18 protein-coding genes and 1 pseudogene are annotated in these 17,413 nt (G+C 58.7%); 16 read left to right on the forward strand and 3 right to left on the reverse strand.

Annotated elements, in window-relative coordinates:
- Positions 1-79: 79 nt before the first annotated feature.
- From AN936_RS12815 to AN936_RS12825, 3 genes are read left to right on the forward strand one after another with little or no spacing between them, the layout of a single operon-like run.
- Positions 80-748, forward strand: a complete 669-nt coding sequence (locus tag AN936_RS12815; RefSeq protein WP_149037662.1) for a DUF2231 domain-containing protein — start codon at positions 80-82, stop codon at positions 746-748.
- Positions 748-1,437, forward strand: coding sequence for a class I SAM-dependent methyltransferase (locus AN936_RS12820; protein WP_034953543.1), 690 nt, complete (start codon positions 748-750; stop codon positions 1,435-1,437). The genes AN936_RS12815 and AN936_RS12820 overlap by 1 nt, the downstream gene beginning before the upstream one ends.
- Positions 1,434-1,898: a DUF411 domain-containing protein gene (locus AN936_RS12825; protein WP_034953541.1), complete on the forward strand. Its 465-nt coding sequence runs from the start codon at positions 1,434-1,436 to the stop codon at positions 1,896-1,898. Before AN936_RS12820 ends, AN936_RS12825 begins: the two co-directional genes overlap by 4 nt.
- A 173-nt stretch (positions 1,899-2,071) precedes the next feature.
- Here the strand turns inward: AN936_RS12825 and AN936_RS12830 are convergent, their stop codons facing one another.
- Positions 2,072-2,356 carry a metal-sensitive transcriptional regulator gene (locus AN936_RS12830; RefSeq protein ID WP_051699719.1) on the reverse strand — a complete coding sequence of 95 codons (285 nt, stop codon included), beginning with the start codon at positions 2,354-2,356 and terminating at the stop codon, positions 2,072-2,074.
- A 106-nt stretch (positions 2,357-2,462) separates the two neighbouring features.
- On the opposite strand from AN936_RS12830, the gene AN936_RS12835 reads away from it, so the two are divergent.
- From AN936_RS12835 to AN936_RS12885, 11 genes and pseudogenes are all read left to right on the forward strand, one after another.
- Positions 2,463-2,735 (forward strand): hypothetical protein, encoded by a 273-nt coding sequence (locus tag AN936_RS12835; RefSeq protein ID WP_034953538.1) that lies wholly within the window; start codon positions 2,463-2,465, stop codon positions 2,733-2,735.
- 61 nt (positions 2,736-2,796) lie between these two features.
- Positions 2,797-5,004: a copper-transporting P-type ATPase gene (locus tag AN936_RS12840; RefSeq protein ID WP_082831454.1), complete on the forward strand. Its 2,208-nt coding sequence runs from the start codon at positions 2,797-2,799 to the stop codon at positions 5,002-5,004.
- A gap of 182 nt (positions 5,005-5,186) precedes the next feature.
- Positions 5,187-6,512, forward strand: a complete 1,326-nt coding sequence (locus AN936_RS12845; protein ID WP_054588495.1) for an APC family permease — start codon at positions 5,187-5,189, stop codon at positions 6,510-6,512.
- A 138-nt stretch (positions 6,513-6,650) separates the two neighbouring features.
- Positions 6,651-7,400, forward strand: a complete 750-nt coding sequence (locus AN936_RS12850) for a glutaredoxin family protein (RefSeq protein ID WP_034953530.1) — start codon at positions 6,651-6,653, stop codon at positions 7,398-7,400.
- Positions 7,397-7,810, forward strand: coding sequence for a potassium channel family protein (locus AN936_RS12855; protein ID WP_034953527.1), 414 nt, complete (start codon positions 7,397-7,399; stop codon positions 7,808-7,810). The genes AN936_RS12850 and AN936_RS12855 overlap by 4 nt, the downstream gene beginning before the upstream one ends.
- Positions 7,807-8,061 (forward strand): DUF305 domain-containing protein, encoded by a 255-nt coding sequence (locus AN936_RS12860; protein ID WP_082831455.1) that lies wholly within the window; start codon positions 7,807-7,809, stop codon positions 8,059-8,061. The genes AN936_RS12855 and AN936_RS12860 overlap by 4 nt, the downstream gene beginning before the upstream one ends.
- Positions 8,058-8,546 (forward strand): DUF6692 family protein, encoded by a 489-nt coding sequence (locus AN936_RS12865; protein ID WP_054588496.1) that lies wholly within the window; start codon positions 8,058-8,060, stop codon positions 8,544-8,546. Before AN936_RS12860 ends, AN936_RS12865 begins: the two co-directional genes overlap by 4 nt.
- A 632-nt stretch (positions 8,547-9,178) precedes the next feature.
- Positions 9,179-10,414: a TolC family protein gene (locus AN936_RS12870; RefSeq protein ID WP_054588497.1), complete on the forward strand. Its 1,236-nt coding sequence runs from the start codon at positions 9,179-9,181 to the stop codon at positions 10,412-10,414.
- A complete protein-coding gene (locus tag AN936_RS12875) occupies positions 10,411-11,904 on the forward strand; it encodes an efflux RND transporter periplasmic adaptor subunit (RefSeq protein WP_054588498.1) in 1,494 nt (497 codons plus the stop codon). Before AN936_RS12870 ends, AN936_RS12875 begins: the two co-directional genes overlap by 4 nt.
- Positions 11,901-15,068, forward strand: a pseudogene (locus tag AN936_RS12880) (efflux RND transporter permease subunit). Before AN936_RS12875 ends, AN936_RS12880 begins: the two are co-directional and overlap by 4 nt.
- The gene (locus AN936_RS12885; protein ID WP_234715563.1) at positions 15,047-15,424 is read left to right on the forward strand and encodes a copper-binding protein; all 378 of its coding nucleotides are present in this window, start codon (positions 15,047-15,049) and stop codon (positions 15,422-15,424) included. The pseudogene AN936_RS12880 and the gene AN936_RS12885 overlap by 22 nt, the downstream one beginning before the upstream one ends.
- 261 nt (positions 15,425-15,685) lie before the next feature.
- Here AN936_RS12885 and AN936_RS25765 read toward each other — a convergent pair whose 3' ends face one another.
- Complete coding sequence (locus AN936_RS25765) at positions 15,686-15,928, reverse strand: helix-turn-helix transcriptional regulator (protein ID WP_082831456.1); 243 nt, start codon at positions 15,926-15,928, stop codon at positions 15,686-15,688.
- Positions 15,921-16,403, reverse strand: a complete 483-nt coding sequence (locus tag AN936_RS12890) for a helix-turn-helix domain-containing protein (protein ID WP_054588500.1) — start codon at positions 16,401-16,403, stop codon at positions 15,921-15,923. Before AN936_RS12890 ends, AN936_RS25765 begins: the two co-directional genes overlap by 8 nt.
- 360 nt (positions 16,404-16,763) lie before the next feature.
- Between AN936_RS12890 and AN936_RS12895 the strand changes: the two genes are divergently transcribed.
- Positions 16,764-17,090, forward strand: coding sequence for a TrbC/VirB2 family protein (locus AN936_RS12895; RefSeq protein WP_034953512.1), 327 nt, complete (start codon positions 16,764-16,766; stop codon positions 17,088-17,090).
- 25 nt (positions 17,091-17,115) lie between these two features.
- The gene (gene traL, locus AN936_RS12900; protein ID WP_054588501.1) at positions 17,116-17,403 is read left to right on the forward strand and encodes a type IV conjugative transfer system protein TraL; all 288 of its coding nucleotides are present in this window, start codon (positions 17,116-17,118) and stop codon (positions 17,401-17,403) included.
- Positions 17,404-17,413 lie beyond the last annotated feature (10 nt).

Consider the following 17,413-nt stretch of genomic DNA (forward strand, 5'->3'; position numbering starts at 1 on the left):
ACACACAGCTATACGCTGAACTTCGCGCAAGCCCTTAAAGAAATTTGAGGGCTAGGCTCAGCGACTGCGTATCAAGGTTATGCAAACCCGGCGACATCTGACCTTCCTTGCTCTTCTGATCGCGACCTTTTTGGCAGCGCCTCTCGGCGCGCACGAAGGTCATAAATCAAACATGTCCGATGAAGAGATGGTGATGATGGAAGCCAGCTCCATTGATGCAAAAACCAATCACGGCACTGGTGGAGCAATTGCACACAGCCATAGTGCGAGCGCCGAACACAGCATGTCGGCCGACCAGATGATGCAACAAAAGATCGAGGAGAACCGCCTTACCTCGTTCAGTGATCTATTGGCCAGACTGCATCCGATTGCAGCCCATTTCCCGATCGCGCTCTTTCTGGTCGCTGCGCTCACGGAGTTCGGCCTGATCCTCAGGCCCAGCCTGGGCCTTCAAACCACGGTTCGTTTTCTGGTGGCCGCAGGTGCAATTGGCGGACTTGGCACCGCCGCTTTTGGCTGGTTCGCAGCGGGCTGGCGACTTTCTGACCGATCCGAGACGTTGGCCATCCATCGTTGGAATGGCACTGCGATTGCGGCCGCCGGTCTGTTAGCCTGGTGGCTGAGTTCACCGGGCAAAAACCGTTGGTGGCTCAGACTGGTGCTGGCCATCATCGCCGGCGCGCTCATCGTCCAAGGCTATTACGGCGGCGAAATGGTTCATGGCCCCAACCATATGGGGGTCATGTGATGCGTGATACGAGCCTGCCAAGGGGAGATCGCAGTTTCACTCCGGCCCTGGGCAAGGTTTGGCTCACGCCGGTATACGATGCAGCGATCGCGCTGTTGACCCGCGAGCATGTCTGGCGCGACGCCGCGGTCCGCGCCGCCGACCTCAAGCCCTTCGACAAGGTGATCGATGTCGGCAGCGGAACCGGCACCCTTCTGCGTCAGATGATGTCGAGCTGCCCGCCTGCTGAATACCTCGGTGTCGAACCAGACCCTGACGTCTTAGCAATCGCCGAGCGCAAATGCGGCAGCGTCTCTCACATGATCCAGTGGCACAATGGCTTTCTTGACACCCTCGACCTCGGTCGGGGTTGGCAACCGAACAAGATCATAAGCAGCCTCGTTCTTCACCAAGTCTCCCCTGAGCAGAAGCGCGCAATCCTCGAACAAATCTCGGCGTTGCTAACGCCTGGCGGCATGGTGTTGATCGCCGACTATATGCGTCAGGAACCGCCGCTGATGCGTCGGCTTTTCAGAATGACCGTCCAACAGCTCGACGGGATCGAGGATACCCAGCCCAATGCGGACGGGCTCATCGAAGAACATCTGCAAGAAATCTTCGAGGACGCTGAACGCCTGCGAGTTTTTCCCACCGCAACCGGGGCGATTTCGCTTTGGCGCGGATACACCAAGAAGGTCCCCGACTCATGAAAATCCGGTTTTTGGTCCTACCTAAAAGGTCGCTTGTGGCATCCGCATTGTTGTTGCTGGCAGCCTGCTCAAACGCTGCCCAGGCTGCGACCTACACGATGTTCCGCGATCCCAATTGCGGTTGTTGCCTGAAATGGGCTGATCACGTCGAGCACAAAACGGATGCCGAGGTGACCTCGGTCGATACGACCGAAATGGCACGGATCAAAACCGAGCGCGGCGTGCCGCAAGAGCTCTGGTCGTGCCACACGATGGAAATCGAGGGCTACATGATCGAGGGCCATGTACCGGCAGATGCGATCGAACGATTGCTGCGCGAACGGCCGGAGGGCGTCACCGGGCTGGCCGTTCCCGGCATGCCCGTCGGCTCGCCCGGCATGGAATTCGAAAACCGGATTCAGCCATTCGATGTGATCGCCTTTGGACCTAGCGGCCAAAGCGTGTTCGCATCCTACCCCTGAAACTCAAACCCTATCGGAGAAACACGACGAGATATCTTACGGCGATAAAAATGACGAGCACGAGAGACGGCGGAGGAGGACAAGCCGCGAGCGGGTCACGATCATCACTGATGCGAAACGCCGCCAGGGTCCTTCCCCTCCAAATCCCCATGCCTTGGCGGCGTAACCGATATCTATTTGGCCATCTTTTCGACCAATGCGACAAGTTCGGCGACTTTCTCCGACTGATCGGCCTTATCGTCCGAAGCGATCGCTTCTTCGATGCAATGTCGGGCGTGAATGTCGAGGACCTTGATACGCGCCTGCCGCGCCGCCGCTTCGAGCGCGATGATCTGCTGGAGAATATCCACACAATAGCGGTCTTCCTCCATCATTTTGACAATACCGCGAGCCTGCCCTTCGACACGTCGCATGCGGGTTATGGTGTTCGCAAATTTGCTGCTTTTTTTGTCGCTCATGGTCGTTTCTCCGTTGGCCGAGACCAATCCCCCAAATCCTAGACGCTTGCAATCCTGCATCGCAAATACTATACCCCCCTATAGTATATTTCAATTGGAGCTTATAATGTCTGATACGCCTTTGAGAGCCTCGATCATGACTTGGGGATGGACGCTGAGCGTCTTCCTTCTCGCCAGCTACCTCATCTGCATTGGTTTTGGGTTGCTCGCCCCTGCGCAATTCCGCATGCACGAGGCCTGGGCGCCGTGGCTCCCTGGGTTTGAATGGCTCACGCTGACCGGTTTCATCGCCGGGGCGATCGGCAGCTTTCTTTACGGTTGGTACATCGCGGGGCTGGCCGTGCCGCTCTACCGCTTCTTCCGAGCTCGCAACCGATAGCACTGATTGCATCTCGCTATCCGCAAGCTCGGTAGCATCATATGAACGAACGGAGCCGATAATGGACCACGCTCATTGCGCGCATCAACATGGTGACACCGCGGCAGCTGACGACGGACGATACGACGCCGTTCCAGCGGACTATGAAGGCCCGGTTTACACCTGCCCGATGCACCCCCAGGTTCGCCAACCCAAAATGGGTTCGTGTCCGCTTTGCGGCATGGGGCTCGAACTTGAATCGGCCGCTATGGTCGAAGAGGGCCCCAACCCCGAACTCGTCGACTTTACCAGAAGGTTCTGGATCGGCGCGGTGCTCACACTCCCACTGCTGGTGCTCACAATGGGGCCATTTCTGGGCTGGCCAGGAGTGCGCGACATTCTGGGCGAGCGCGCCACCTTGTGGACCGAATTCGTCTTGGGAACCCCTGTTGTTCTGTGGTGCGGATGGCCGTTTCTTGAACGGGGTTGGAACTCGTTCAGGACTTGGAACCTCAACATGTTCTCGCTCATCGCGATGGGCGTCAGCGCGGCTTGGATATTCAGTGTTGCAGCGATTGTTGCTCCCGATATTTTTCCCGACGGCTTTCGCGATGCCGAAGGCCACGTGGGTGTCTATTTCGAAGCGGCAGCGGTCATCGTAACTCTGGTCCTGCTAGGCCAGGTGATGGAGCTGCGTGCCCGTGAAGGCACCGGCAAAGCCATTCGTGCGCTGCTCGATCTCGCTGCTAAGACAGCCCGTGTGATCAGGGACAATGGCACCGAGGATGAAATCCCGCTCGAAGAGGTCGTTGTCGGCGACAGGATCAGAGTGAGACCGGGCGACAAAGTCCCGGTCGATGGCGTGGTTCTCAAGGGGCGCTCATCAATCGATGAAAGCATGATTACCGGCGAGCCCGTTCCGGTGGAGAAAGTCGAAGGGGACGGCGTCACAGGTGCAACAATCAATGGTACGGGCAGTCTCGTGATCGAGGCTAAGCGCGTCGGCTCCGATACGATGCTTGCACAGATCGTCGATATGGTCGCCGCCGCTCAGCGCTCGCGCGCACCAATTCAGAAATACGCCGATAAGGTCGCTGGACTGTTCGTTCCGGCAGTCATTGCGATTGCCAACCTCGCCTTCATCGCTTGGGCTGTCTGGGGACCGCAGCCTGCCTTGGCCTACGCGCTGGTAGCAGCTGTTGCCGTTCTGATCATTGCCTGCCCGTGCGCTCTTGGTCTTGCAACACCGATGTCGATCATGACTGCAACCGGCCGAGGCGCTCAGGTCGGAGTGCTCATCAAGAACGCCGAAGCGCTCGAGCGCTTCGAAACCATCGACACGCTGATTGTCGACAAGACCGGCACGCTCACCGAAGGAAAGCCCAGACTGGTTGCTGTCACCGCCGAGCCAGGGTTTGAACAAACGGAGCTGTTGCGCTTGGCGGCCTCGCTCGAACGCGGGTCCGAGCATCCGCTTGCAGAAGCGATCGTCCGCGGAGCCGAAGAGCGCGGTCTCGAGCTTGCAAGCGCGGAGGATTTCGAAGCGATTACCGGCAAGGGCGTGATTGGCCGCGTGGCCGACAAATCGGTTGCGCTCGGCAACCTCGCACTCATCACCGATATGGGCCTTGATGGCAGATCGCTGAGCGAACAAGCCAATGTCCGGCGCGATGACGGTGAAACCGTGATGTTCGTGGTCGTTGGCGGCCAGATCGCAGGGCTCGTTGCCGTTGCCGATCCGATCAAGGAATCAACCCCGGATGCGATCCGTTCGCTTCATGAACTCGGTCTCACGATCATCATGGCTACAGGCGACAATGAACGCACCGCACAAGCGGTCGCGGCCCGTCTCGGTATCGATGAGGTAAGAGCAGGCGTATTGCCCGAGGATAAGGCCAAGCTCATCCGCGATTTGCAAATGAAAGGCACCAAGGTTGCGATGGCAGGAGACGGGGTCAACGACGCGCCGGCGCTTGCGCAAGCCGATGTCGGCATCGCGATGGGCACCGGAGCCGATGTTGCGATCGAGAGTGCGGGTATTACCCTGGTGAGGGGCAATCTCGACGGCATTGTGCGCGCGCGCAGGCTCGCGCAGGTTACGATGCGGAACATTCGCCAAAACCTGTTCTTTGCATTGATTTATAATGCTTTAGGCGTGCCGATCGCCGCAGGTTTGCTCTATCCTTTCTTTGGCATCCTGATCAGCCCGATGTTCGCGGCCTTTGCGATGAGCGCATCCTCGATCTCAGTGGTGGTCAATTCGCTTCGCCTGCGCGGCGCAAAGCTCTGACCAGCATGGGGCAGCATTGCGCAGTCACACCTGTGGCCAATGTGGTGAATATCCAGCCCTGATAAGCGAGTCTTTATCCAGAAGATATTGATTGCTCGAAAATTTCTTGAGGGATGCGATCGAAATATTCGTACCGAGTCTTGAAACCTTCGCCCGCCTTGAGGCGAATCACGGGGACTGTTTTGCAAACGCACGAGCACGACGACCAGACGAGCGGCACTCGCTCAATAAGCCTTCTTGGCGGTGTCGCGATGGGCACGGGCGTGATGATTGGCGCCGGTATCTTTGCCCTGACGGGCCAGATCGCGGAACTGGCCGGGCCGCTCTTCCCTCTATCATTCATCGCCGGCGCGCTTGTCACGTCGCTTGCCGCATACAGCTACATCAAGATGTCGAACCGCTGGCCTTCATCCGGCGGCATCGCGATGATCCTCCAAAAGGCGTACGGCCCCGGCGTTGTTGCCGCATCGGCCTCGCTCCTAATGGCGCTGTCGATGGTTATCAACGAAAGCCTCGTCGCTCGCACTTTCGCCACTTATGCTCTGCGGCCGTTCGAGTTGGAACAAAACGGTTTGCTGGTTTCAGTCCTGGCGCTGGGGCTGATCGTCTTCGCCTACCTTGTGAACGCCGCTGGAAATCGATCCGTCAGCGGGTTCTCCTTGGTCATGTCAGCTATCAAGATCGGCGGGATCGCCGTGTTTGCTATAGCTGCAATCTGGGTCAGCGGCTTTGCCTCGGGCGCGTTCAGCGAACCTGCCACGACGTCTAGCGGCGAGGCTCTGTTAGCTTCGGTAGCGTTCTCGATCCTGGCGTTTAAGGGGTTCACCACGATAACCAATAGCGGGGGCGAGATTGTCGATCCCCACCGCAATGTCGGCCGCACGATAATGATTTCGATCGCGGTTTGCGTCGTTGTCTATTTGCTGGTCGCGGTTGCTGTAGGCTCAAGTCTCTCGATCGCCCAGATCGTGGAGGCGCGTGACTATTCGCTCGCTGCTGCTGCAGAACCCGCGTTGGGAGACCTCGGCTTTTACTTCACCGTCGCAATCGCGATCACCGCTACGGCTTCTGGTGTCATCGCCAGCGTTTTCGCCGTGTCACGAATGCTGACCATGTTGACCGAGATGGAGATGATCCCGCATAGCCATTTCGGAATGAGTGGCGGCATACGCAGCCATATGCTTGTCTATACGGTGGTCGTTGCAGGCGCTCTTGCGGTGCTCTTCGACCTCTCTCGCATCGCCGCCTTGGGCGCCTTCTTCTACCTTGTAATGGACATGCTCGTGCACTGGGGGGTGTTTCGAAACCTGCGTGAGGAAATCGGCGCGCGCGCATCCATTCTGTTGGCCGCGCTCGCAGCAGACGCGGTGGTTTTAAGCGCATTCACATGGGTCAAACTGAAAAGCGATCCGGCGATCGTCCTCTATGCCGTTCTTGGAATTGGCGCTGTGTTCATCGCCGAGTGGTTCTACCTCGCGCGTAGATCGTCGCAGGCGCAAGATTCCTAACCCAAGATCTCTGTTGAGGAAAGGTGGCGGCCACTCAACCGCGGCCGAGACCATGAGGAAAGTTTCATCAATTTTGAAACTTCTTCGGACGGTTTGGGTAAGAATCCACAACGTCGGAATGAATGAAACGAGGCCTAAATGACCACGAAAACTGCAAAAGTTTACCGGATGGTGATGGACGATCACACCTGTCCCTATGGAATCAAGACGGTCGATCTTCTCAAGCGCCAGGGCTTCGAAGTCGAAGACCATCACTTGACGAGCAGGGACGAGACCGATGCTTTCAAGGAAAAGCATCAGGTCGAAACCACACCGCAAACCTTCATCAACGGAGATCGGATCGGCGGCTATGACGACGTGCGCGAACACTTCGGGAAAAGCCGCTCGCAGCCCGAAGAAGGCGAGACAAGTTATCAGCCTGTAGTGGCGATTTTTGCGGTCGCACTGCTGCTGGGGCTTGGCCTAAGCTGGTCGTTCTTCGAAACGCCTTTCACTGTCCGTGCAGCCGAGTGGTTCGTCAGCCTTTCTATGACGCTGCTCGCGCTTCAAAAGCTGCAGGATGTTCGCAGCTTCTCCACGATGTTCCTGAACTACGACCTGCTCGCCCAAAGGTGGGTGCCCTATTCCTTTATCTATCCCTTCGGCGAGGCAGCCGCCGGAATTTTGATGACTGCGGGCGCCTTGACGTGGCTTTCGGCACCGCTCGCGCTCTTCATCGGGACGGTCGGCGCAGTGAGTGTCTTCAAGGCTGTCTATATCGATAAACGTGAATTGAAATGTGCCTGTGTTGGTGGCGGGAGCAACGTGCCGCTCGGTTTCGTCTCGCTGACCGAGAACCTGTTCATGATTGGTATGGGCCTTTGGATGGGCTTCAAGGCCTTTGCATGATTGGCGCCCTGCTTCTCTCGGTTGCCCTCTTCTTGTTGGCGATTGCCTCACACTTAACGACGCTTGGTGCCGCGCACAGACTTGTCGATAGGCGAACCGATCTCTCTGCGAAGATGGCGGTTTCGCTCATGGTGCTGTTCTCGCACCTCCTGGTTGCGGCCTTGTTCGGTTTTGGGTTCTGGTTCGGCACCGCGTGGGGGCTGGGTAGCTTCGACACACCGGACGCCATGACCTGGATGGACTACTTCTATTTCTCCCTCATCAACGTGACCACGCTCGGATTGGGAGACATTTATCCCACCGATCACCTGAGGGTGATCGCTGGAATCGAGGCCCTGACAGGCTTCGCTTTGATTAGCTGCTCGGCCCAATTGTTCTGGAAGATGATGACACAAGGAGAAACACAATGACCGATAAATCGCACTCCTCTCACGAGGGTGGAGGAGGCAATTACTGGCGTTTCATGGCCATGGTCGCGACATCGACCGCGATCATGACCAGCGAGCGAGCAAGCCTCAAAGATCCCCGTGTGCGCGAACTCGCGAAAGCGATCATCGTCGCGCAGCGCCGGGAGATCGCTGAGATGAAATACCTTATCGACGACATCGAACAAAACGGTCCGCGGACCGAAGAACGTTTGCCTGAGGAGATCCAGCAATGAGAAGCGCCGCTATCCTAACCCTGGCGACCCTTGGCCTCGCTGCGTGCAACACAAACACCGCCCCCGGCAACGACCGCGAGGCACATCTCGATCCGCCCGTGCAAGCAGCTCCCATTGAAGATGCAAGCACCGCGCTTGCCAATCTCAGCCCTGGGCTGATGCTTCCTGAAACCATGACTGATGCCGATCTGGCAGCCCTCGATGCAGAAGGCGATTGCCAATTCCGGCTCACCGAGGTCGCCTATCCCTCATTCGTGTATGACAGCGAAGGGCAAGGAGCGATGAAGATCAACGGTCGGCTCATCCCGGTCTCCAGAGATGAACAAGGGAACTATTCGAATGGCGAGCTTCGGGTGACCACCCGCTTGCTGGATGATGAAGGCACAGCTGGGCTCCGTATGCAGGAAATGATCGTCGTCGCGCCTCGTGCTTCTGATGAGTTTGGTTTCTGGGGCTATACTACTTGCGGGACGGAAGGTGCATGAAACCGCGAGCGCTGATCATGATCGCGCGGCCTGATGTCGCGTTAGCGACAGGCTCTCATGAGATCGCTGAAGGCGGTCCCTGCCTCCTTTCTTGCAGAGAAGAGACAGGGCGGCTTGTGAAACCAGAGCTTAGCATTTAGCGTAAAGACCAAGCATGGCTTTGTATCGAACCTTTCTGACGTTGTTCCTCTGTTTTGGCTTGATCTTCCAAGGGTCAGCGACAGCAGCTGCGATGCCTCAGACAGAGCCGATGCTGGCTTCTGATTGCGCTCAGATGATGCACCACTCGGAAAAAGGTGAGGCCGCTCATCACCATGGCGATGATACTGACGCCCCGTGTGAGAACATGTCGGTTGATTGCTTGCTGGCCATGAATGCGGTTTCTGCTGTTTGGGTGGGGAGCGATGCGCCTTCGCATGTTGTTAAGCCATTTTCCGACGGCCCTGTGTATTTGTCGAACATTACCTCACCTCTGCTCAGTCGCGCTTCTGCGCCCGATTACCCCCCTCCACGAATCTGACTTGATTGAATAACCTGAAGGCGAATTGCCCCTTCTGATTGCGCGGTCTCAGCGCTGCAATGCACCGTCATTGCCGCCGGACCTCGGCACGCACATCAAGTGAGATTTTTCCATGAAACGGTCCATAGGCGGTATCCTTGCCGCCGCCCTGATGCCAGCGCAGGTGGTGCTTGCGCAGCCAATTGGCTATGAAGAAGCCTTGCGAGCAGCGCGCGAAGATCAGCCGCTGCTCCAGGCCGCGCAATTGCGTATCGACGGCACGCGAGATGCCTCGGAAGCCGCAGATGAACTGCCCGATCCTGTGCTGCGTGGCGGGATTGCAAACTTGCCAATTACAGGGCCAGTAGCGTTCGAGTTTGATCGCCAGCTTCCAACGCAGATTGCTGTTGGCATTGAGCAACCAATCCCGAACCTGGCCCGGCGCAGAGCCCGTCGAGACGTAGCGGAGTCAGATGTAGCGCTCGCGCAAATGCGATTTGGGGTTGCGCAGCAGCGGATCGATATCGCCACGTCAACTGCCTGGATCGACCTGTATTATGCGGAGGAAAAACTCGCCTTCGCGCATACGGCTCTCAGCGATCTGCGCAGGCTTCAGCCGGTGGCGAACAGCGCCGTCGCTTCGGGATCGGCTCGTCCGGCCGAAAGCCTCGCCATTCGCCGAGAGCTTCTGGTCATCGAAGATGCGATCACAAGAATTGAAGCCGAGAGAGATGCCGCACGTGCCATGCTCTCGAGCTACATTCACACAGACGATCCCACTATCTCGGGAAATGCACCAGCGGCTGATGTCGACCAAGAAAGCCTCGAGCAAGCACTGGATCTCAACCCAGTCATTCGTCTTGCCGATGCCGCCACCGGACGCGCGCAAGCAAACGCGGACATGGCGCGCGCTGACTTGCGCCCCGACTTTGGAGTGAGCGTGAATTATGGGCGACGCGATCCAGCCTTCGGTGACGCCTTCTCTGTCATGGGATCGGTTACTCTGCCCATCTTCACCGATCGACGTCAAAAGCCGCGCATTCGTGCCGCCGAAGCAGAAGCCGCTGCAGCGCAGGCAGAGCGCGATGATCGTTTGCGGGCTCTGCGGGTGCAATTCGAATCCGATCTCGCATCGTGGCGCAGTGCAAAGCGCCAATGGGAACGTGCGCGCGATGAATTGCTTCCGCTGGCCCGGCAACGGGTCGAACTGGAAACGGCAAGTTTTGCTGCCGGTAACGCAGACCTGATCGATGTGATTGCGGCAAAGGCGGACCTGGCCTTGCTCGATCTTGAAATTTTCGAACGCGAGGCCGCCACGGTGGAATGGGCCGAGATGCTTCGCTTGACCTATGGGGAGCAACAGCCATGAGCGATGCGGTCAACAGCTCGGGTCTCTCGAAACGGACCTACGCAATCATCGCAGCCGTCGCGCTTGTCAGCCTCGGTGCGGGATATGCGCTTTCGCTCGTAGTCGGTGACAGCGAGGGTGGGATGTCTGGTTCCGCTGAGGCAGAGTGCGAGGACGTGCTCTATTGGTACGATCCGATGGTGCCTGGCCAGCGCTTTGACGAACCCGGCAAATCCCCCTTCATGGATATGATGCTGGTGCCCAAATGCGCCGGAGAAGCTGCGGAAGCCGGAGTCCAGATTGACCCGGGGCTGGTCCAGAACTTCGGCATTCGCACATCGGCAGCCGAATTCGGAGTCCTCGAGCCTGAAATCACCGTAACAGGTGTGTTGGCCTACAACAGCCGCAATGTTGCCATCGTTCAGCCGCGAGCGGGGGGCTATGTTCAACGGACCTATGGCCTTGCGCAGGACGATGTCGTCGGACGCGGCGCCCCGATCGTCGATATTCTGGTCCCTGACTGGGGCGGCGCGCAGCGCGAGTACCTCGCCGTACTCGATACCGGAGATCAGACGCTCGGCGATGCCATGCGGCAGCGCATGCGATTGCTCGGAATGACAAACGCGATGATCGCGTCCGTCGAACGCACGCGCCGCGTCCAGAACACGTTCACTGTCACCGCGCCTGCGGGCGGCGCTGTAACCATGCTCGGCGTGCGCCCAGGCATGACGGTGATGGAAGGTCAGACACTTGCAGAGATCACAGGCTTCTCGCCAATCTGGCTTGAAGCTTCGGTTCCTGAAACCCAGGCCGCAAGTGTTCGGCAGGGTCAGTCGATCAGTGCGGCGCTGGCAGCGTTTCCGGATGAGCGGTTTGCAGGCCTGATTGTCGCGATCCTTCCGAGCGCCGATGCTGCGAGCCGAACGATCACCGTCAGGGCCGAGCTCTCGAACCCGCGCGGAAGATTGAAACCGGGCATGTTTGCGCAAGTGTCGCTTTCACCCGACACACGGCGAGCCTTGCTGGTCCCGTCCGAGGCCGTCATCCGGACTGGCCGCCGCAATCTCGTGATGCTCAAGCAGGATGAAGGTGCCTTCCTTCCCGCCGAGGTAGAAATCGGACGCGAGGCGAATGGCAGGACCGAGATTCTGAAAGGGCTCACCGAAGGCGAGCAGGTTGTCACCTCGGGGCAGTTCCTGATCGATTCTGAAGCAAGCCTCGCAGGGATTGATATCCGGTCGATCGACGGAACCATGAGCATGGCGGCCGACGGCCCGGCAAAGATGAAAACCTACACCGCCACGGGAAGCGTCACGAAGATCGCGGGCGCTTCGATCACTCTCAATCACGCGCCGGTTCTCGAGCTCGAATGGCCAAGCATGGTGATGCCCTTTGCCCTAGCCGACGCCTCTCTGGTCGAGGGTCTCGAACCGGGCGATGATGTCCAATTCACCTTCTCGCAGCATGACACCGGTCCGCGGATCGAATCCATCCGGAAGGTCGATCAATGATCGCGCGGATAATCGATGCATCGATTGCCAACCGGTTCTTCATCGTTCTGGCGGCTATCGCGGTCACACTCGGCGGTTTCTGGGCGGTCCGCGCAACGCCTGTCGATGCGATCCCCGATCTGTCCGACGTGCAGGTCGTGGTGCGCTCGAATTATCCGGGTCAGGCTCCGCGCATCGTCGAGGATCAGGTCACGTACCCTCTAGCAACCACGATGCTCTCGGTGCCGGGCGCTGAGACAGTGCGCGGCTATTCGATGTTCGGCGACAGCTTCGTCTATGTGATTTTCGAGGACGGGACTGACCTCTACTGGGCACGCTCGCGCGTGCTCGAATATCTCAACCAGGTGCAAAATGAGCTGCCTGAAGGTGTGACCAGCTCGCTGGGGCCGGACGCAACGGGCGTGGGCTGGATATACGAATATGCTCTCGTCGACCGAACGGGGAACAGCGATCTGGCTGACCTTCGCAGCCTTCAGGACTGGTTCCTTCGCTATGAGCTCCAGACCATTCCCGGCATCGCTGAGGTCGCCAGCGTCGGCGGTATGGTCAAGCAATACCAGGTCGTGCTGGAACCCTATCGGATGGCTTCGCTCGGCGTCACCCACAGCGATGTCGTGCGCGCGATCCAGGCGTCCAATCAGGAGGCCGGCGGCTCGGTTGTCGAAATGGGTGAGGCGGAATTCATGGTCCGCGCCTCGGGCTATCTCACGTCCCTCGAAGACTTCAGGCAAATCCCGCTCAAATAGGTCGGGAACGGTATCCCTGTCACCTTATCCGATGTCGCCACGATCCAGCTTGGCCCAGAAATGCGGCGCGGCATTGCCGAACTCAACGGTGAAGGCGAGGTCGCAGGCGGCATCGTCGTCCTCAGGCAAGGCGAGGATGCACGCGCTACCATCGCAGCAGTTGAAGAGAGGCTGGAAGTACTCAAGCCCAGTCTTCCCGAAGGGGTCGAGATTGTCACGACCTATGATCGATCGAAGCTCATCGACGCCTCGATCGACAATTTGACCGGCAAACTCATCGCCGAATTCATAATCGTCGCGATCGTCTGCGCTCTGTTCCTGTGGCACGTCAGATCCGCGTTTGTCGCCATCGTAACGCTCCCGCTAGGGGTTTTGGCCGCCTTCATTGTAATGCGTTTCCAAGGCGTGGATGCCAACATCATGTCCCTTGGCGGGATTGCCATCGCCATTGGCGCGATGGTCGATGCGGCCATCGTCATGATTGAGAACGCGCACAAGCATATCGAGCATTGGGAAGAGGATCACCCGGATGAAGAGCTGTCCGATAACGAGCGCTGGAAGCTGATCGCCGAAGCCTCGAAAGAGGTGGGGCCAGCGCTCTTCTTCAGCCTTCTGATCATAACCCTCTCGTTCCTGCCGGTGTTCACACTGCAGGCTCAGGAGGGGCGCCTCTTTTCGCCGCTGGCGTTCACCAAGACCTATGCCATGGCAGCGGCGGCGATCCTGTCGGTAACCCTCGTGCCCGTCCTGATGGGCTGGCTCATTCGCGGGAAAATCCCCAAGGAGGATACCAATCTCCTCAACCGTGCTCTGACCAAGGTCTATCGGCCGGGTCTCGATTGGGTGCTCAGCCGGCCCAAGACCACTCTGGTCGTGGCAGGGCTCGTGTTCCTTACAACGCTGGTCCCGTTCACCCGTCTTGGCGGTGAATTCCTGCCACCGCTCGACGAGGGCGACTTGCTCTACATGCCGAGCGCGCTGCCCGGCCTGTCACCGGGTGAGGCCTCGGCCTTGCTTCAGCGGACCGATCGGTTGATCAAATCCGTTCCCGAAGTCGAGACCGTGTTCGGGAAGGCAGGGCGTGCGGACACCGCGACCGATCCGGCGCCGCTCACGATGTTCGAGACGACTATCCGTTTCAAACCTCGCGAAGAGTGGCGGCCCGGAATGACGCCGGAGAAGCTCGTCGAAGAGCTGGACCAGGCTGTGCAGGTGCCAGGCCTCGCCAATGTGTGGGTTCCGCCGATCCGTAACCGCATCGATATGCTGGCGACCGGTATCAAGAGCCCGATCGGGGTAAAAGTGTCCGGTGAAGACCTCGCCGAGATCGAGCGCGTGGCGTTGCAGGTCGAGAACGTCGCGAAACAGGTTCCCGGCGTCAGTTCCGCCTTGGCAGAGCGTCTTTCGGGAGGCCGCTATGTCGATGTGGACATCGACCGGGTCGCCGCAGCGCGTTTCGGGCTGAATATCGCCGATGTTCAGCAGATCGTGTCGGGTGCGATTGGCGGCGCGAATATCGGGCGGACCGTCGAAGGGCTGGCGCGATATCCGATCAATGTGCGCTATCCGCGCGAGATCCGCGACAGCATCGGTGAACTGCGCGCGCTTCCTTTGCTTACTCCGTCCGGGCAGCAGATTACTCTGGGTACAGTTGCGCAGGTGAGCGTCAGCGATGGCCCACCGATGCTCAAGAACGAGCAAGGACGTCTGATCAGCGTGGTCTATGTCGACACACGGGGACGTGACCTCAGTTCTGTCGTAAGCGACCTTCAGGCAGCGGTGTCGGAGGGCGTCGATCTGCCTGCGGGCGTAAGCATCTCTTATGCGGGGCAGTTTGAGTATCTCACTCGCGCCAATGAACGGTTGCAGGTCGTCATTCCCGCAACGCTCGGCATCATTTTCGTCCTGCTCTATTTGATCTTCCGACGGTTCGACGAAGCGCTGCTTGTCATGGGCACGCTGCCCTTCGCCCTTACCGGCGGGTTCTGGCTGCTCTACCTGATGGGCTACAACCAGTCGGTCGCCACGTCGGTGGGTTTCATTGCCCTCGCCGGCGTGTCGGCCGAGTTCGGCGTTATCATGCTGATCTATCTCAAGTCTGCGCTTGCCAAGCGCCGAGGCGAACTCGATGCGGAAGACGTGGGCGAAGCCATCAGGGAAGGCGCGCTGCTACGCGTCCGCCCCAAGGCGATGACGGTGGCCGTCATACTCGCCGGTCTCTTCCCGATCCTGATTGGAACCGGAGCGGGATCGGAGGTCATGAGCCGCATAGCCGCGCCGATGGTCGGCGGCATGATCACCGCCCCGCTGCTGTCCATGTTCGTTATTCCCGCCGCATACCTCTTGATGCGGCGCCCCCGGCCCGAGCGGTCACCACAATCTGAAGGAGAAACTGAATGCGTACCTCAACCCTTATGATGCTGCTTGCTGCGCCCCTGGCCCTCGCTGCTTGCGATAGCGCGCAGGAAACAGAGACCATGGAAGACATGCCGATGGACGGGATGGCGATGGAAGGACACGACATGTCGGCGATGGATGCGGTTGATGGCGCAAAAACGGCCAGCGCTGTAGGAACCGTCACCGCCATCGATGCCGAGGCAGGCACCATCACCGTCGATCATGAACCCGTTGCAGAACTGGGCTGGCCGCAGATGGTCATGGCATTTGATGCCAGCGAGGAAGTGCGCGGCGACATCTCGGTTGGCGATGCGATCAAATTCACGGTCGAGGCGACCGATGAAGGCAACACGATCACCGCGATCACGAAGCAGTAAGCCTGCGAAACTTTTCGCACAAGAAAAGCGTCACCCTTGGCCGACCAACCACTGGCTCGGCCAAGGGTGCTTGTTTGGGATAGATTGTCGCAATTCCGATCGAAATAAGATCCGTATCGCGGCTCGATATGGCAATCGCACATGTTGCCTGATTTTTGTGAAACCGGAATTATCCGGATAATGTGCGCGTTATACGAGGCTAAACTTAGCCATGGCTTGATGCGTCAGCTCGATAGAGGAGCAAGCCCAGTCCAGACGCTTTCAAGACCTTTTGATACGAGCGATCCAGTCGTTGACTTCGGACTCCACCCAGACGGTGCAGCGAGACCCGAGCGACCTCGATTGCGGAAACCGCCCTTCCCTCATTCTCTGGTAGATAGCTGTGCGCCTGAGGCCTACGCGCTCCATGACTTCAGGAAGGCGCAACAGCCGCTCTGATGGCTCCGCAACATAGTCAACGGCGTTCGCCGGACCGCCCGAGAGTGGAGTTTCCGGTTTAGTCATCGACGCTCCCGTTGACGTTTTCGATATAGAGTGCGTCTCTTCGTTCGAGATCATCAATGTGATCGGAGAGGAGGCGTGCGAGCCTTTGCGCTGTTCCCTTCGCCCAGCGTGGCCGCACTTCCTGCAGCCTTGAGCCGAGTTCGCAGGTCAAGGCGACGGGTAGTCCGGTAAAGAATGCGCCGAGGAAGTCGCCGACCTCGGTATCGATCCACTGGATCGCCTGGTCCGCGTCGGTCAGTATGAAAAGCGCAAGCGACAGCTTCGGATCGACCCCGCAGGCGTTCAATATGTGCGATGCTTCAGCAAGTGAGGCTGCCCGTTCGCCGGTCAGGATGCGGCGGAGCGCATCCTTATGGATTGATGTTTGACGGGCAATCTCGATGCGAGTCTTGCCGCTGTTCGAGACAGTGGCAGCCAGTAAGCTGGCGAGACCTTCATGCAGTTGTTTGCCTGCGGACTTGTCGGGACTGACCAATGGACCTTCCTAAGGATTGCTCAACTAAAGAGTCGCGCTAACCGAGCAGGAAGACTGTAGGAAAGTGAAAAGAACAAAGATAGAACTTATAGGATGAGGCGGATCGTCGCCGAATCTTGATTCGCGCAGAAGCCGGTCGTCAAAGCGCAATACCCGTCACCCGCGGCGCATATCTCGGTCATCGAGATGCAGGACCACGACCTGAGAGCGCAATTCGCAGCCGATCGCGGAAAATTGTCGCTTTTCGCCTGGTCATTGATCGGCCCAGTCACGATCGGAGTTTCCTACACCCTCCCTTTGGATCGAGGAAAGAACATACAGCGAACGCATCGCTGCCAATGTTTGAAACGGAGTTCCTCGATGACCAAAGCAAGCACCCTTCCGCAACACCACAAGAACAGCGTTCGCGCCCGCGACTACTTTCTTCCCGCTGCCATAGCTCTTGCCTGCGCCAGCGCAGCCTATGCCGGCGCGGATACGACCTTCGACCCTGCGCTGCAGAAATTTACCGACTTCCTCGAAGGCTCAGGCGGCAAGATCATCACCGTCCTCAGCCTTGCCGGCGGCCTTATCGCGCTTGCTTCAGGCCGTTTCGCGCTCGGACAGGTCGCAGTGCCAGTGGGCGTCGGCATCGGTGTCGGCACCGGCGTTCCGATCGTCACTTCGGTCGTGACCGCGACCATCTGATCGCAGGTCTCGACGGGAGGGCGGCATGGCCGACACGTACCTTGTTCCACGGCGGCTCGACGATCCGGAGCTAATCGGCTTCTGGACAATCGACGAGTTCGCGGGACTGCTCGTCCCGTTCGCCTGGGGCATTCTCGCGCAGCACATCATCATCGGCACTGGCCTATCGGTCATAACCTGGTTCGCCTTGCGGAAGGCGAAAGCTTCAGGCGCAGGCTCGAAACTGGTGCACGCTGCCTACTGGTACCTTCCGGGGAGTTTTCTCGGGCTGAAAGCCACGCCGCCCTCCCATTGCCGCCTGCTCGCAGGCTGAGGGAGGACAT

It is taken from the genome of Sphingopyxis macrogoltabida (genome assembly GCF_001307295.1).
In the GTDB taxonomy this organism is placed as follows: Bacteria; Pseudomonadota; Alphaproteobacteria; order Sphingomonadales; family Sphingomonadaceae; genus Sphingopyxis; species Sphingopyxis macrogoltabida_B.

Bases quoted from the DNA above. Each gene is read 5' to 3' on its own strand.
- AN936_RS12815 (WP_149037662.1), top strand. From the start codon at position 80: ATGCAAACCCGGCGACATCTGACCTTCCTTGCTCTTCTGATCGCGACC.
- AN936_RS12820 (WP_034953543.1), top strand. From the start codon at position 748: ATGCGTGATACGAGCCTGCCAAGGGGAGATCGCAGTTTCACTCCGGCC.
- AN936_RS12825 (WP_034953541.1), top strand. From the start codon at position 1,434: ATGAAAATCCGGTTTTTGGTCCTACCTAAAAGGTCGCTTGTGGCATCC.
- AN936_RS12830 (WP_051699719.1), bottom strand. From the start codon at position 2,356: ATGAGCGACAAAAAAAGCAGCAAATTTGCGAACACCATAACCCGCATG.
- AN936_RS12835 (WP_034953538.1), top strand. From the start codon at position 2,463: ATGTCTGATACGCCTTTGAGAGCCTCGATCATGACTTGGGGATGGACG.
- AN936_RS12840 (WP_082831454.1), top strand. From the start codon at position 2,797: ATGGACCACGCTCATTGCGCGCATCAACATGGTGACACCGCGGCAGCT.
- AN936_RS12850 (WP_034953530.1), top strand. From the start codon at position 6,651: ATGACCACGAAAACTGCAAAAGTTTACCGGATGGTGATGGACGATCAC.
- AN936_RS12855 (WP_034953527.1), top strand. From the start codon at position 7,397: ATGATTGGCGCCCTGCTTCTCTCGGTTGCCCTCTTCTTGTTGGCGATT.
- AN936_RS12860 (WP_082831455.1), top strand. From the start codon at position 7,807: ATGACCGATAAATCGCACTCCTCTCACGAGGGTGGAGGAGGCAATTAC.
- AN936_RS12865 (WP_054588496.1), top strand. From the start codon at position 8,058: ATGAGAAGCGCCGCTATCCTAACCCTGGCGACCCTTGGCCTCGCTGCG.
- AN936_RS12870 (WP_054588497.1), top strand. From the start codon at position 9,179: ATGAAACGGTCCATAGGCGGTATCCTTGCCGCCGCCCTGATGCCAGCG.
- AN936_RS12875 (WP_054588498.1), top strand. From the start codon at position 10,411: ATGAGCGATGCGGTCAACAGCTCGGGTCTCTCGAAACGGACCTACGCA.
- AN936_RS12885 (WP_234715563.1), top strand. From the start codon at position 15,047: ATGCGTACCTCAACCCTTATGATGCTGCTTGCTGCGCCCCTGGCCCTC.
- AN936_RS25765 (WP_082831456.1), bottom strand. From the start codon at position 15,928: ATGACTAAACCGGAAACTCCACTCTCGGGCGGTCCGGCGAACGCCGTT.
- AN936_RS12895 (WP_034953512.1), top strand. From the start codon at position 16,764: ATGACCAAAGCAAGCACCCTTCCGCAACACCACAAGAACAGCGTTCGC.
- traL (WP_054588501.1), top strand. From the start codon at position 17,116: ATGGCCGACACGTACCTTGTTCCACGGCGGCTCGACGATCCGGAGCTA.